We start from the raw sequence: 15528 nt of genomic DNA, 5'->3' as shown, positions 1-15528 counted from the left end.
GAAGCAAACGCCAACAAGTTTACGTTCGTCTGGCGTAAGGCCGTCGAAAACTACAGCGACAAGCTAATAGAAAAGTCCAACCAAATGTATGATGAATTAGTGGAAAAGGAAATCATCCCTGAAATAGAAAGGGAAAATCCGGAGGAATTATCGGTCGACGAACTTTCTGATATAGCCGAAACATTAGATGAAAAAGTCGAAGACTTGAACCGGAAAATTGAAGAAAGCGAAGACACAAGTGAACGAAAACAAATTCGTTCCGAACGCAAAGAACCGAATCAGGCCAGGAAACAGTTCAGAGACTTTGCGGCGCGCAAGCAAAAATATGCGAACGACATGGAAATCTTCGGGAAAAGGAATAGTTATTCGAAGACAGACCACGATGCGACATTTATGCGGATGAAAGATGATTATATGAAGAATGGGCAATTGAAAGCCGGCTATAATATCCAAGTTGCGACGGAAGGTCAATACGCCCTCGCTTATGATATTTTTCCGAACCCCACAGATATGCGTACCTTCGGTCCTTTCCTTGATCGGATCGAACAGGATTACTTTGAACTTCCGAACTACATCGTCGCCGATGGGGGCTATGGGAGTGAAGAAAATTATGAAGATGTCCTGGAAAACCGGGAGCGTGAGCCTCTGATTACATACAACTCTTATCGTAAAGAGAAGACGAAGAGCTTTCAAAAAAATGCCTTCCACTCCGCGAATTGGTCATACAATGAAGAAGAAGATTCCTATACGTGTCCTAACGGAAAACAAGTGACGTTCCGTTACCGATCCCAGAAAACCGATCGAAACGGTTATACTCGGGAGTTCAAAGTGTACGAGAGCGAAGATTGTACGGGATGTCCGCTCCGTTCCCAGTGCACGAAGGCAAAAGAAGGGAACAATCGAAAAATCTATTATAATGAAAAGTGGGAGCAACAAAAAAATACGGTGAGAGAGAAGCTTTCGGATGAGAAAACCGGCGAACTCTACGGCAGACGCAAAGTAGATGTAGAGCCAGTTTTTGGATTTCTGAAGGCTAATTTGCGTTTCACTCGCATGTCCGTTAGGGGCAGCGATAACGTTGAAAATGAATTAGGTTTTGCCTTTTTGGCCGTGAACTTGAGAAAGTACACGGCCTGAAACGGAAACCGTCTAACCAATTATGAGATTGACTCAGTAAAAAAGGTTCCGGTCATCAAAATTCGATAATCGGAACCCTTTTTTTACTATTTTCGGCTAGTTATGTCCCAGACTCTTTATTTGAAAATTGTCATAGCCGCGCATGTACTGGGACTGGATAGTAAAAGATAAATCTACCAGTGCTTTTTAAGGAGACGTGGCTATGCTTGATTCAACTTTATTTCTATTTATGATGATTGGTTTGCTCGGTATCGGTTCTCAATGGATCGCGTGGCGGTTCCAATGGCCATCCATCGTCGTCATGTCGGTTGTCGGATTATTAGCCGGACCAATCTTCGGCTTTATGAACCCGGAGGAAACCTTTGCAGGTGTGTATGAGCCGATCATTTCGATCGCGGTTGCGATTATTTTATTCGAGGGGAGTTTAAAGCTCTCATTCCGGGAGATAAAAGGGCTCGAGCGCTCTGTAGTAAGAATCGTTACGCTGGGAGCTTTCCTGGGGTGGATTCTTGGTTCCTTCACGGCTCATTATGTAGCCGGATTATCATGGGCCGTCTCTTTTGTAATCGGAGGTCTGTTAATTGTAACAGGGCCGACTGTCGTACTGCCGATGCTGAGGCAGGCGAAACTTAAGCCCCGGCCGGCTTCGATACTGAAATGGGAAGGAATCATCGTTGATCCCCTCGGCGCACTTCTCGCTGTTTTTTCTTATGAAATCATTCGATTTCTCGTATTAGAAAAAGTATCGGTTACGGAGCTGTTATTGTTTTTCCTTGTATCAGGGTTTGCTGTTCTTCTTGGATGGCTGTTAGGCTGGTGTATTGCATGGATGTTCAAGCATGGTTACATCCCTGAATTTCTAAAGTCGCCAATTGTATTCGTTGTGGTCATTCTCTGTTTCACCATACCAAACGAAATCATGCATGAAACTGGTCTGCTATCCGTAACCGCCATGGGGGTGACGATGGCCAATATGAACATTTCTTCGATTAATGACATGCGCCATTTCAAGGAAAACATATCCGTCTTATTGATCTCAGCGATATTCATCATGCTGACTGCTTCCCTGTCACTTGACACTCTGCTTTCCATGCTGGAAATGGAAATCCTTTGGTATGTCATCCTGATGCTGTTCATTGTCCGTCCGCTTTCCATCTTATTATCGACGATTCGGACAGAACTTTCTCTTAAAGAAAGGATATTAGTTGGATGGATTGCACCTCGTGGAATCGTGGCCTTGACGGTTTCTGGTTATTTTGCCAGCGTGCTTGTTGATGAAGGTTTTGAAGATGCCTCCATATTAGTACCGCTCACCTTCGGATTGGTTTTTTCCACAGTTGTAGTCCATGGCTTTTCTATCACCTGGCTGGCACAGAAGCTGGGTATTGCCGCTAATGCCACCCCTGGGGTATTAATTGTCGGCAGCAACCATTTTACAATAAAACTGGCCTCTGCTCTTCGTGATCTTGAAGTTCCAGTATTGTTAACAGAAGCTTCGTGGGATCGTGTTCAACTGGCTAAGCAAAACGATTTTAAAAAGGTCTATTATGGGGAAATTCTCTCGGAAAAAACCGAATACCGTTTAGATCTTACCCCTTATGATAAGCTGGTAGCGGCAACAGAGCTTGATTCTTATAACGCGCTCGTGAGTACAAATTTCATGGCGGAATTCGGCCGCAGCAACGTCTATCAATTAAGCCTGAAATCAAACGAAGAAGGTCATCTGAATGACCTGGCTCATACAACGCATGGCAATATTTTATTCGAAGAAGGCATGAGCTGGGAAGCATTGATGAAACGAATAGAACACGGCTTTGTTTTCCATTCCGAGGAGCTTTCAGAATCCTTCATCCTGGAAGACTACGAGGCTCGGCTTTCAGATGATTCGGTCATGATAGCCATATTAAAAAATGAAGGAAGCGTTCAATTTTTCACATCGGAAAATAAATTGGAAGGCCAGCCCGGCGATAAGGTGTTGAGTTTAGTAACACGGCAAGAAGCTTAATCTTTTTTCAAATATTTACAATCATTATCTGACCTGGTAGCCTTATAGCAGGCATGGGGGTAAAAGCTATGTTGAAAAAGATATTTGGATATTTGGCTGCCGCAATTGCTGTTCTACTTATTGTCATCGGCCTTATTCTCGCCTACTTGATTTTTGCTGACTTCCAATATAATGAGGATGAAGACGAAAATGGGAATACGGAAAGCCAATATCAATTAGAAATTCAAAAAATAAGCTTGTAGACAATCGGCGTCTACAAGCTTATTTTTGTTTATTTAGCTGATTTCCAGGATTTTTGATTTTGAAGGGAAAGGTTTGCCATTCTATTGCGGTTCGTGGCGATGATATAGACGGCAATCGTGCTGATAATAGCTACGATAATCGAACCGATATTGAAGATTCCTTTTTCCGCGGTCCACACAATCGTGTAGCCAAGACCACCGGCAAACGTAGCATAATATAAGAACGGGAAGATGGTTTTTCGTATGATATCCCCTTCTTTCCCTACTAAACCAACGACGGCACATGCTGCTACGACGTTATGAACACAAATCATATTGCCGGCAGCTCCTCCAACTGCCTGGAGCGCCACAATCCAAGGTGCATCGACGCCAATCTGGGAGCCGACGTTAAATTGGAACAAGGAAAACATCATGTTGCTGACAGTGTTACTCCCCGCAATAAAGGCACCCAAGCCGCCAACAAATGTAGCAAACAGCGGCCATAAATCTCCTGTCAGCGTTGCTACTCCTGTCGCGAGTTCCATTGGCATGCTTTCATAACCGGCACCACCACCACCGGAGTTCAAGAATACCTGAACCATTGGCACGGTAAAAACAAGGGCGGCTGAAGCTGGAATCATCGTCTTGCCTGAATGTTTCCAAGCTTTCTTATAGGATGTGCTGTTCATTTGATGAATAAAGTATGTGATTAATGATACCAGTACAAAAATAGTACCCGGCAAGTATAACGGTTGGAAACTGGCTGTGATTTCTGTACCGAAAATATTTGGCATCGTTACATTCCAAGCCTGCAGCCACTCCAGGAAAGGAAGCGCTTTCAATCTTGTTATTACAAGAAACAGCCCAATTAACAAGTATGGCGTCCAGGCACGAACCATCGACATGCTGCCACTTTTATGAGCGATATCTTTGATTTCAATACTTCCAGTCCATGATGGGTCCCAACGTTCTTTTTCCTCAAAGTCCCAATGCTCTTCTTTCGGGGGCATTAAGAAACCTTTTTTAGCTGCTGATACGACAATGGCCAGCCCTACCAGTCCGCCAATCATGGATGGAAATTCTGGTCCAAGGAGATTCGCTACCATTACGTACGGTATTGTCATGGCAAAAGCAGCGAACAAGGCGAACTTCCAAATTGCAAGCCCTTCGCTGAACGATTTGTTTTCCCCAAAAAATCTTGTCATCAAAGCAACAACGAATAACGGGATCAGGGTGCCTGTAATGGCGTGGATGATGGCTACCCTGCCCCCAACCATGGTAACCAGCGTCAGGAAGTTATCCGTGATCGTGGCATCCGCTGCCAGCCCTGACTGGACGCCGACCAGAATCGGTGTGCCGACTGCACCAAACGAAACTGGAGTACTCTGGATGACCATCCCTGCAACGACAGCCGCCATGGCAGGAAAACCAAGACCAACAAGCAACGGAACTGCCACAGCTGCCGGTGTGCCGAATCCAGCTGATCCTTCGATGAAGGAACCGAACAACCAGGCAATGATGATGACTTGCACTCGTCTATCCGGGGAAATATCGATAAATCCCTGGCGAATGGTTTTGATTCCACCGCTCTCCTGCAAAGTATTCAATAATAGAATTGCACCAAAAATGATATATAGGAGTGTTCCAGCGACAACCAGACCATTGACAGAAGCTGCAGCAACCGTTGCTCCAGGAACTTGCCAGACAAACAACGCCAACAAAACTGCGACTATGTAGGAAATCGGCATGGCTTTTGCCGCCGGCCACCGGAGTCCTACAAGGAATATACCAACTGCAATAATCGGTAACAACGACAAAAGTGCTAAGGTTCCAGTATTCATTACTCACCCTCCGTTATATTATTGTCACTCGTGTTTAGAAAAAGCTAGCTTCTCTTAAACCATTGCTCCTCCTTTCTTTAAGATATGTACCTGGGACGAAAAGAGCATATAAACTAAAAGCCAGGGACTTCGCTCCTCATATTAAACCAACTTCACAGCTAAACCCCTGACAAATTCATCTATTCAGCTTCCGACCGATATAGAACTCTTTACCATTTTATTGCTTAACGTGCCAATTTCATCTATTTTGCAAGCTATCACATCATCGGATTTGATAAGGTAAGCTCCTAAAGGGCTGCCAGTCAAGATACAGTCACCTGGCTTCAAGGTCATTACTTTCGATAGATAAGAAACCATTTCAGCCAAAGGAACAATCATAAGGCTTGTGGGGCTGTTTTGCTTTTCCTCTCCGTTGACCTCTGCTTTCACCTGTACTTGATAAGGGTCAAGCTCTGTTTCGATATAAGGACCGAGCGGCGTGAACGTATCGAATGATTTACCCAATGTCCAATGCCCGGCCTCATGGAAAAATTGCGGAGCTGTAACATCATTGCCAATCGTGTAGCCGAATACATAGTCCAGCACTTCTTCTTTCGGTACATTTTTCATTTCTTTCCCGATGATAACAGCCAATTCTGATTCGAACTTCACTTCTTCAATTCCCTCTGGGATCTGGATATCCTCATCTGGTCCGATGACAGATGAAGAAGGTTTGAAAAAGAAAACGGGTAAATCAGGAATTTGTTCCGGCAGTTCTTCTTTACTGCTGACATAGTTGGCTCCAATCCCGAGAATTTTTTCCGGAATTACCGGGGCCAGCAATTGAACCTCATCCTCTGCCAAGACTTCCCCCGTGTATTCCCATTTTGAATACATATCACCATTTATGACCTGGATAGCGCCATCAGCAGCCACTCCAGTGAGCGTTTTCCCCATGTGTTTGAATCTTGCGAATTTCATTGTCCTTCCTCCTGTCTATTCCATGTGTTATTTAACTGCTACCGTGTCTTTTACGATCGTTTTGATATCCATACAACGGCTTGGTGTCGGGAACAGCTTCCCTTTATTGAGCAAGTCCTCCGGATTGAATACTTCTCTGATTTTTGTCTGGGCATCAAGTTCTTCGTCCGTGAAAATAAAACGCATTTCCTCTTTTTTCTCAATGCCCACTCCGTGTTCACCGGTTATCGAGCCACCAACATCAGCGCACGCTTTCAAACAGGCAGTACCTGCTTCCAGTGCTTTTTCGGTTTCACCAGGGATACGGGAATCAAACAGTATCAGCGGGTGCAGGTTGCCATCACCGGCATGAAAAATGTTCGCAATCCGAAGACCGGACTCATCACTGATTTCTGTGATCCGCTGCAGCACTTCAGGCAGTCTGCTCCTCGGAATAACACCATCCTGAACTAGATAATCCGGGGAAATCGCACCCATTGCACCAAACCCCGTCTTCCGGTTTGCCCACCACTTTCCTCTTTCTTCTTCACTCTCCGCTACTTTTACTTCACGAACGTTCCTTGATTTACAAACCTCCAGTATTTGCTTGATTTGCTCATCTATGCCCGCCGCTATGCCATCTACTTCAATCAAAAGCAGGGCTTCAATGTCTTTCGGGTGACCGACTGGAAAGGTGCCCGCTTCTACCCCCTCAATAGCCGTTTTATCCATCATTTCCAAAGCCGCTGGCACGATTCCCGCTGATATGATGCCAGACACAGCCCGGCTACCATCCTCCACATTATCGAAGTAGGCAAGCACTGTCTGTTTACCTTCCGGATTTTTCAAAATTCGCACCGTAATTTTTGTAACGATACCGAGTGTCCCCTCCGATCCAGTCAACAGCCCCATCAAGTCGTATCCCGGGCTGTCCGGGATGCCGTCTTCACTGATTTCGATGACCTCTCCGTTCGGCAGAACAACTTCCAGACCTAATATGTGATTAGTTGTCACTCCGTACTTCAAACAATGGGCACCACCTGCATTCTCTGCCACATTGCCTCCGATGGTACAAACATATTGACTCGATGGGTCGGGTGCATAATAATAACCCTTACTTGAAATCGAATTCGTTAATTTCAAATTGACAAAGCCTGGCTGAACCACTGCCTGACGATTTTCAAAATCGACGTGCAGGAGGTTCTTCATTTTCCCAAGACTGATAATCACCTCTCCATTTAGCGGTATTGCACCGCCACTCAATCCTGTGCCAGCTCCCCGAGCCAAAAACGGAAGGTCACGTGCAGCACAATATTTTACAAGTGCAGCTACTTCCTCCGTGTTTTTTGGGAAAACCACTGCTTTTGGCATTGCCTTGTGTACGGTGAACCCATCACAGTCATAAGAGAGCAGATCTTCCTTTTCAAAAAGGATTTCGCTTGGCCCTACAATAGCGGCCATTTGTTCCACATGCTCATCTCTACGTGTTTTTTTCTTCCTTCTAGATTTGAACAAACTCACTCACCCCTTGCCTGTTGTGGATTCCATGGCCTTTTTATCTTTTTGATAAGCCCAGTCAAGCAGCTGCACCGTATGGACAATTTCACTTCTCCGCCCGTGTTTTTGTACCCCCATCGCCATTTGCAGCATGCAGCCTGGGTTTCCCATTGAAATCATCTCTACTTCTTCTGGGACATTTTCCATTTTTCTATCTAACACAGCACCAGCCATTTGGGGATTGGTAATGTTATAGATTCCGGCACTGCCGCAGCATGTATCGGAATTCGCCATTTCGGTATATTCGACGCCAGGGATATCATTCAGCAGCTGTCGTGGTTCATGTCTGACCCCTTGCCCATGAGCTAAGTGACAGGCATCATGATAGGTGATTTTTTTATTGATCTCGCTTTTCGGCTTCTCATAACCTGTATCATAAAGGTATTTGGAAATGTCCTGGACTTTCTCAGAAAAAACTTCCGCTTTTTCTTTCCATACCGGGTCGTCCTTAAATAATTCCGGATATTCTTTCAGTGCACAGCCACAGCCTGCGGCGTTGACGACTACTTTTTCAGCATCCTCGAATGCTTCAATATTCTGCTTCGCGAGCTTCCTCCCCATGTCCCGGTCTCCGGCATGGACATGAAGCGCCCCGCAGCAGGTCTGCTTCTTCGGTATCTCGACATCATTCCCGTTATGGGTCAACACATTAATGGTAGATTCATTGATATCACTGAACATGACATCCATGATACACCCGGTCAGCATGGCAACCCTGGCTTTTGTCTGTCCTTCAGCAGGAACAAACTTATAATCTTTGAATTTCTTTTGAACGGGCTTCTTAATCTCAGGCATGATTGCTTCCATATCAGCAAGATGGGGAGGCATGATCTTAAGTGCCCCGGTTTTACGCACGGCCGACTGCAAGCCGCTTTTTTGATAGAGTTTAAGAAAGCTGCCGACCGTCTGCATCCGGTTCGGGTGAGGAAAAAGCCCTTTCAGGAAAAATCCGCTGACCGCACCTTTCCATCCCTTCAGCGGCAGCGCCTGACGGACCTGGCCGCGCGCTTCTTCTATCAGCCCTCCCACATCGACATCTGCTGGACATGCAGTCGTACAGGCACGGCAGTCGAGACACTGGAAGACAGGATCAGCAAATTGTTCATTGACACTGATCTGTCCTTCCGCTACCGACTTGATCAGGTGAACGCGTCCCCGAGGGGAATGCTGCTCTTTCCCGGTTTCTAAATATGTAGGGCATGACTCCAGACACATGCCGCAGTGAACACAATCGGCCCATTTGTTTTCATCAGGATGATCCTTCAGCAAATAATTACTCGGGCTGGCTTCCGCACATGGCGGTGCTGCTTCTTCCAGCTGTGCCGCTAAACTTTTAGCCATTTATATCCCTCCTAAGAAGCGCTGGTAATTCAATGTATTGTTTGGATCGTTTTTCTTTTTGATCCCTTCAAACAAGAAAAAGTAGGATGGTTTCTTTCCCCAGACATCGATTTCCTTTCGAAGCTTAACAGGCAAATGTTTCACCACAGCATAACCTTTTTTACTTTCTGCTTCTGCTCGGAACTGGTGAATAGCTTGCTTCACTTGAGGTTCTTCCCCGGTAAGAATGACGGTAGTGATACCGTGCCCTAACCCGCCATGTATCTCTATATCCAACTGATCGATATCCGTCATGGTTTCCTCCACCGCCATCATCGCCAGGACATCCATATTCTTCGTTCCTATTTTCAACACAGCTTTTGTACTGCCTGATTCTTGATCAGTCAGGCTGTTCGGAGCCAGGGTGGCAAAAGCATGCCAGAATTCCTTTGCCTTATCCCGGTTGGAAATATCCACACTCATTCCGGCTGGGACATGCTCTTCCATCCACTGTTCCTGATACCAGACGGAGTTTTCGACATCTTCAAAGGCAACCAGTAACGTGTATACTTCCCGATTTAATAGCTTTTTGGAAAGAGCCGGGTTAATCATTTCAAGTGAAGCAGGTTCAACCATCGAATCCTGGATGTTTACGATAAATTCTTTTAGATCCTGCAGCTGCTCTTTAGGTACAAACAGCTTTACCAGACTTTCTGCTTTTGGGACAGGGCGCAGCTTCATGGTGATTTCCGTAATCACTCCAAGCGTGCCCATAGCACCGATAAATAGTTTATTCATATCATAACCGGCAACATTTTTGACGACCTTTCCACCTGTGCGGATGATTGTGCCATCAGGATAAGCCACCCTTAAACCGATGACCTGGTCCCTTGCTGAACCATACTTCATTCGTTTGGGACCGCTTTCATTTGCAGCGATGATACCTCCAATTGTCGCTTGTTCCGGCCAGGCTGGATCAAGAGAAACCATCTGACCAAAATCATTAAGAAACTGCTGGAGTTCTTTAATGGTCGTACCCGGACGAACGGTAACCGTCATATCACCAGCTGTATGCTCGACGATTCCTTTATACTGAGACAGCGAAAGCAGGATATCGTAATCATCTTTCAAACCGCCATATCCCCGCTTCGTACCTCCGGAAACTACAGCCACCTTCTTACCTTCTTCATTCGCTTTGCGAAGAACGTTCGCGATTTCTTCTTCGCTTGTCGGCTCTGCTAATTCAGCACCGCTGTTTCCAAATTTCTCATCTTTCAATACAAGTGAAGCTGTCGATTGAGGAATATCCCTAATTTCCATCCCATCCCCCTCCTTTTAAAAATCAATTGATTTTTGAACTAATGGTTTCCATCCTAATAGGAGAATATCGGGGCAGGGAAACGACTCGCTTTCCACGGGGAAGACGGCAAGCTTCCTCGGGCTTGCAGCCCTGCGGGATCTTGCCAGTCCTTCTTTTCCCGTAGGAGTCTCGCCGTTTCCCTTCCCCTTTACCCAAGCTTGTCAATGGAAACCTACTTCAAAGAATAGATAATAAAGAAAGTACTACTAGTAGTAAATTGTAAAACTACTTTCTACAAAAGAAGCCACTAACGGATCGTTAATGGCTCTTGTTCAGTTCGTTTACTTGTTTGCCGGCTCCTTGAATTTTGCTTCAATACGACGGCGGTGAAGAATCGGCTCTGTATAACCGCTCGGCTGTTCACATCCTTTGAATACCAGGTCACAAGCAGCCTGGAAAGCGACAGACTCATCATAATCAGCTGACATTGGACGGTAATCAGCATCTCCTGCATTCTGTTCATCGACGACCTTAGCCATCCGCTTCAACGTTTCCATCACTTGCTCTTCTGTACAGATGCCGTGATGCAGCCAGTTTGCAATATGCTGACTGGATATTCTCAAGGTCGCACGGTCCTCCATCAAATCGATATTATTGATATCCGGCACCTTGGAACATCCCACGCCATGTCCCACCCAGCGGACGACATATCCGAGGATGCCCTGCGCGTTATTATCCAATTCCTCCTGGATTTCTTCCTGGCTCCAGTTTGGATTTTCAGCAACCGGAATTTGCAGGATATCATCTTCATACTTACCCGGAGATTTAGCGAGTTCGTTCTGCACTTCCGCGACATCGACTTTATGATAATGAAGGGCATGCAAAGTTGCTGCTGTCGGAGAAGGTACCCAGGCTGTACTGGCCCCTGCTTTCAGCTGACCGTCTTTTTGTTCCAGCATAGCAGCCATCAGATCCGGCATTGCCCACATCCCTTTTCCGATCTGCGCTGTCCCGCGGAAGCCTGTTTCAAGTCCGACACTGACATTCGACTTCTCATATCCGGTAAGCCAGACAGATCCTTTCATGTCCCCTTTTCGAATCATTGGTCCTGCTTCCATAGATGTATGGATCTCATCGCCAGTACGGTCTAAAAATCCAGTATTAATAAAGGCGATTCTGTCTTTAACTTTGCTGATACAGTTTTTCAAGTTTAATGTCGTACGACGTTCTTCATCCATAACACCAATCTTCAATGTATTTCGTTCATAGCCAAGCAGCTCTTCGGTCCGACTGAATAGTTCTTCTGCAAATGCCACTTCCTCAGAACCATGCATCTTCGGCTTAACGATATAGACAGATCCTTTACGTGAATTCTGATAAGTACCATTACCAAGCACATCATGTTTAGCAAGCAGACCTGTAATTACCGTGTCCAGGATACCCTCTGGGACTTCTTTTCCATTCTGATCCAATACAGCATTATTGGTCATCAGATGCCCTACATTCCGCGCAAACATCAAGGAACGTCCGGACAGAGCCAATTCCCCGCCATCAGGTGTCGTATAGAAGCGGTCGGGATTCAGTTTCCGTGTAATCTCTTTTTTGCCTTTTTGGAAAGAGACACTTAAGTCTCCTTTCAAGAGACCAAGGTAATTTCGATAGACAAGCACTTTATCCTCGGCATCAACCGCTGTTACAGAATCTTCAAAGTCCATAATGGTGGTCAAGGCAGATTCCACCAGCACATCTTTCACACCAGCTTTGTCAGACCTGCCGATTGGATGCTTGCGATCTACCTGAACTTCAAGATGAATGCCATTGTTTTTCAACAGTACGGCCTCTGGTTCTTCCGGGCTTCCGACATATCCGGCGAACTGGGATGGTTCTTCCAGCCCTGCATTACTGCCATCCTCCAATTCAACAGTAAGCTTACCGTCATTTACTTTGTACACGGTTACCTTTTTATGAGAAGTCCCTTTCAATGGGACAGTTTCATCTAAAAATTCTTTGGAATAGGCAATGACCTTGTCCCCACGGACCGGATTGTAATCTCCTTTGACTTCTGCTCCCTCATCTTCACTGATCGCGTCAGTGCCGTATAAAGCATCATATAGGCTTCCCCAGCGAGCATTGGCAGCATTGATCGCATAACGCGCATTATTTACAGGTACGACCAGCTGTGGTCCAGCCTGGACTGTAATTTCATCGTCGACATTTTGGGTCGTAACCTGAAAATCGTCGACCTCCGGCTCCAGATAGTTCATTTCTTTTAGAAAGGCTTTATATTTACCAGCATCGAAAGATTTATTTTCTTTATGCCAGCTGTCAATTTTCTTTTGTATTTCTTCCCGTTTATTCAGTAACGATTTATTATCAGGTGCTAAATTATAAATGATCGCTTCTAATCCGCCCCAAAAGTTATCACTTGTGATCCCGCTTTCCGGGATTGCTTCTTCGTTAATAAAATTATAAAGTTCAGGAGCTACTTGAAGATTACCGATTTGAACGTAGTCTTTCACTGTAAATTCCTCCTTAAAATGAATGGTTGGAACAGATAGCAGGATATACACCCCAAACATAGGAACAACGATTTAAAATTCCGAATTTTCTATCCATTCGTTACCTTTTATCTTATAATAAAAGCGCACATATCAAAAATACATATTTGGAATTTACATTATGCCTTTTAGTTATAGTACAATATAAAATATAGAATCACTGTTTTATTACAGCGTGAAAAAATATATAACTGGAGTGATCAATGTGGATATTCGTCACCTGGAGTACTTTTCCGAGGTAGCCAAACAATTAAGCTTCACGAAAGCTGCTTCCACCTTGCATGTATCGCAGCCGTCTCTCAGTAAAGCCATCAAACAGCTGGAAGATGAATTGGGCGTGCCGCTTTTCTACCGCGGGAAACAATTAGTATTAACTGACGCCGGTAAGGCTGTGCTCGTCAATGCAAAGAATGTGCTGGACGCTTTCCATAATCTCAACTCGGAACTGAATGACGTTATCGATTTGAAAAAAGGTGAGGTGAAAATCGGAATCCCTCCAATCATCGGTGCCGCCTTTTTCTCCAGCGTAATTACGTGCTATAAAGAAAAATACCCACAAGTAGAAATTTTGTTGAACGAGGTCGGATCAAAAATGATTAAACAGGGAGTGGAAGATGGCTTATTAGACATTGGTTTAGTTTGCAATTTACCAAGTAAAAATGAAGATTTGTTTGATGTGATTGAGGTTATCAACGATCCATTGACACTAGTCGTCCACAACGATCACCCATTAGCATCGGAAAAACGCATCGATCTGGCATCATTAGAAAACGAACCCTTCATTATGTACCGCCAGGACTTCACGTTACACGATCGGATTTTAGATGAATGTGCAAAGAAAGGTTTCACCCCGAATGTCGTCTGTCACAGTTCCCAGCGTGACTTTATGATTGAGATGGTAGAGGCAAGGTTAGGCGTAGCTTTGCTTCCTGGAAAAATTGCTGCAGAATTAATGGATCGCTCCCTGGTTTCCGTCCCCCTGATCGATTCGAACGCAAGCCTCGAACTCGGGATGATTTGGAAGAAAAATAAATACCTGCCATTTGCAGTAAGAGAATTTATTGAAACAGCAGAGCAATTATTAGTAAAGAAAGAATTGGTTTCTGCAGTAAATTAAAGATTTTTTCTGCAGAAATCGGGCCAGAGTTACCGGATACGTCTGCTTCCCTATCAAAGAGAAAGGTTACGAGGGGGCAATCACAATGATTAAAAGCTAACAAGGCGCTGCAAACGCAGCGCCTCATTTTTATACTTACCTCATAAGCTATGGACAGGGAAACCAATTGCTTTGTCAGCAGCTTCCATGATACTTTCCCCCAGAGTCGGATGGGCATGGACAACAAGGGAAATATCTTCTGCGGTAAGACCAGACTGAATAGCAACAGCAAGCTCATTAATTAACTCCGGTGCCCCTTCTCCCGCCACTTCTGCTGACAGAATTGTTTGGTCAAGTGAGTCAACCAGCAGCTTCACAAAACCTTTACTGTTATTCATGGTTAGCGACCGGCCATTATGGCTGAAAGGGAAATGATGGACATCTACTGTAACTCCGGATGTAGTTAATTCCTCTTTCGAAGGCCCGACAGCAGCAAGTGGCGGATCTGAAAACACCACCGCCGGAATGACATAATCGGATAGGTCTACCGTGTCTCCAATGATAGTTTCTGCAGCAATCTTTCCTTGCAGTGAAGCACGGTGAGCCAGAGCCTGGCCGGAGGTTACATCCCCAATAGCAAAAATGTGGGACTGATTGGTTCGACAAGCGGAATCTATAGGAATTAACCCTTCCTCTGTCGCAATAATTCCCGCTTTATCTAAGCCTAAGGCTTCTGTGTTCGGTTTTCTTCCGACAGTGACCAACGCATAATCCGCTGAGATTTGCCTGGATTCCCCATGAGCATCAAAGTTAACCACAACGCCATCGGTCGAGTTTTCAACTTTAGAGACGTTTGCATCGGTATGAATGGCGACATTCTTTCTTCCATTCAGCTCCTCCTGAACAAGTGTGCTCATTTCTGATGAGAAACCTGAAAGTATTGAAGGAAGTCCCTCAAGGATAATCACCTCTGTTCCGAAGTTTGCAAACATGGTTCCCAGTTCTATTCCGATGTACCCTCCTCCAATGACAGCGAGAGAGGAGGGCTTTTCATTTAATGATAAAACTCCTTCAGAAGAAAGAATTCGCTCTCCAAAAGGAAATGCAGGGACATTTACAGGTTTTGAACCTGTAGCTATAATACAAGAATCAAAAGTCACCACCCTATCTTCAGTGCCAGAAATGGCTGCAGAATGTGAGTCAAGGAAAGCCGCTTCTCCTTGTATCACGTTTACATTTCGATGGTGAAGCAATCCGGCAACCCCGTCGGTCAGCTGCCTGACAATATTATTTTTCCAGGCTTGCAATTCGGCGAAATCCACCTTCGCTTCTGGATAATACACGCCTGCAGCTGCAGCTTTTTGCGGGATTGCGGCATAGTGGCTCGCCTCGATCAGTGCTTTAGAGGGAATGCAACCGACATTCAAGCAGGTGCCTCCCAGCTTCTCTTTTTCCACTAGTGTTACCTTCATTCCAAGCTGTGCTGCCCGTAATGCTGCCACATAACCACCTGGCCCGGCTCCAATAATGAGAACATCCGTATTAAGCATGTTG

The 15528-nt window shown here is 45.2% G+C and carries 11 protein-coding genes; 4 read left to right on the top strand and 7 right to left on the bottom strand.

Going from position 1 to position 15528, the window contains the following annotated elements:
• The 3 genes from ACGTNI_RS06535 to ACGTNI_RS06525 all read left to right on the top strand — a co-directional run.
• The coding region (locus ACGTNI_RS06535) for an IS1182 family transposase (RefSeq protein ID WP_394460914.1) at window positions 1-1137 on the top strand (1137 nt) is incomplete at its 5' end.
• A gap of 202 nt (window positions 1138-1339) precedes the next feature.
• Window positions 1340-3142 (top strand): cation:proton antiporter, encoded by a 1803-nt coding sequence (locus ACGTNI_RS06530; RefSeq protein WP_394460912.1) that lies wholly within the window; start codon window positions 1340-1342, stop codon window positions 3140-3142.
• Between the two features lie 68 nt (window positions 3143-3210).
• Window positions 3211-3384, top strand: coding sequence for a hypothetical protein (locus tag ACGTNI_RS06525; protein WP_394460910.1), 174 nt, complete (start codon window positions 3211-3213; stop codon window positions 3382-3384).
• A gap of 29 nt (window positions 3385-3413) precedes the next feature.
• Here ACGTNI_RS06525 and ACGTNI_RS06520 read toward each other — a convergent pair whose 3' ends face one another.
• The 6 genes from ACGTNI_RS06520 to ACGTNI_RS06495 form a co-directional block, all read right to left on the bottom strand.
• Complete coding sequence (locus tag ACGTNI_RS06520; protein WP_394460908.1) at window positions 3414-5204, bottom strand: L-lactate permease; 1791 nt, start codon at window positions 5202-5204, stop codon at window positions 3414-3416.
• 183 nt (window positions 5205-5387) lie between these two features.
• Window positions 5388-6164, bottom strand: a complete 777-nt coding sequence (locus tag ACGTNI_RS06515; protein ID WP_394460906.1) for a fumarylacetoacetate hydrolase family protein — start codon at window positions 6162-6164, stop codon at window positions 5388-5390.
• Window positions 6165-6191: 27 nt separating this feature from the next.
• Window positions 6192-7604, bottom strand: a complete 1413-nt coding sequence (locus ACGTNI_RS06510; protein WP_394460944.1) for an FAD-binding oxidoreductase — start codon at window positions 7602-7604, stop codon at window positions 6192-6194.
• 60 nt (window positions 7605-7664) lie between these two features.
• On the bottom strand, window positions 7665-9041 hold the full coding sequence (locus ACGTNI_RS06505) for a (Fe-S)-binding protein (RefSeq protein WP_394460904.1): 1377 nt from the start codon (window positions 9039-9041) through the stop codon (window positions 7665-7667).
• Window positions 9042-10340 carry an FAD-binding oxidoreductase gene (locus ACGTNI_RS06500; RefSeq protein ID WP_394460902.1) on the bottom strand — a complete coding sequence of 433 codons (1299 nt, stop codon included), beginning with the start codon at window positions 10338-10340 and terminating at the stop codon, window positions 9042-9044.
• 321 nt (window positions 10341-10661) lie between these two features.
• On the bottom strand, window positions 10662-12839 hold the full coding sequence (locus ACGTNI_RS06495; RefSeq protein WP_394460900.1) for a malate synthase G: 2178 nt from the start codon (window positions 12837-12839) through the stop codon (window positions 10662-10664).
• Between the two features lie 244 nt (window positions 12840-13083).
• Between ACGTNI_RS06495 and ACGTNI_RS06490 the strand changes: the two genes are divergently transcribed.
• Window positions 13084-13995, top strand: coding sequence for a LysR family transcriptional regulator (locus ACGTNI_RS06490; protein WP_394460898.1), 912 nt, complete (start codon window positions 13084-13086; stop codon window positions 13993-13995).
• 140 nt (window positions 13996-14135) lie between these two features.
• Here ACGTNI_RS06490 and lpdA read toward each other — a convergent pair whose 3' ends face one another.
• Window positions 14136-15524 (bottom strand): dihydrolipoyl dehydrogenase, encoded by a 1389-nt coding sequence (gene lpdA / locus ACGTNI_RS06485; protein WP_394460896.1) that lies wholly within the window; start codon window positions 15522-15524, stop codon window positions 14136-14138.
• Window positions 15525-15528 lie beyond the last annotated feature (4 nt).

The sequence above is a fragment of the Thalassobacillus sp. B23F22_16 genome (assembly GCF_043496955.1).
GTDB classification, from domain to species: Bacteria; Bacillota; Bacilli; order Bacillales; family Halobacillaceae; genus Thalassobacillus; species Thalassobacillus devorans_A.
This window is presented reverse-complemented; position numbering and strand designations above follow the sequence as displayed.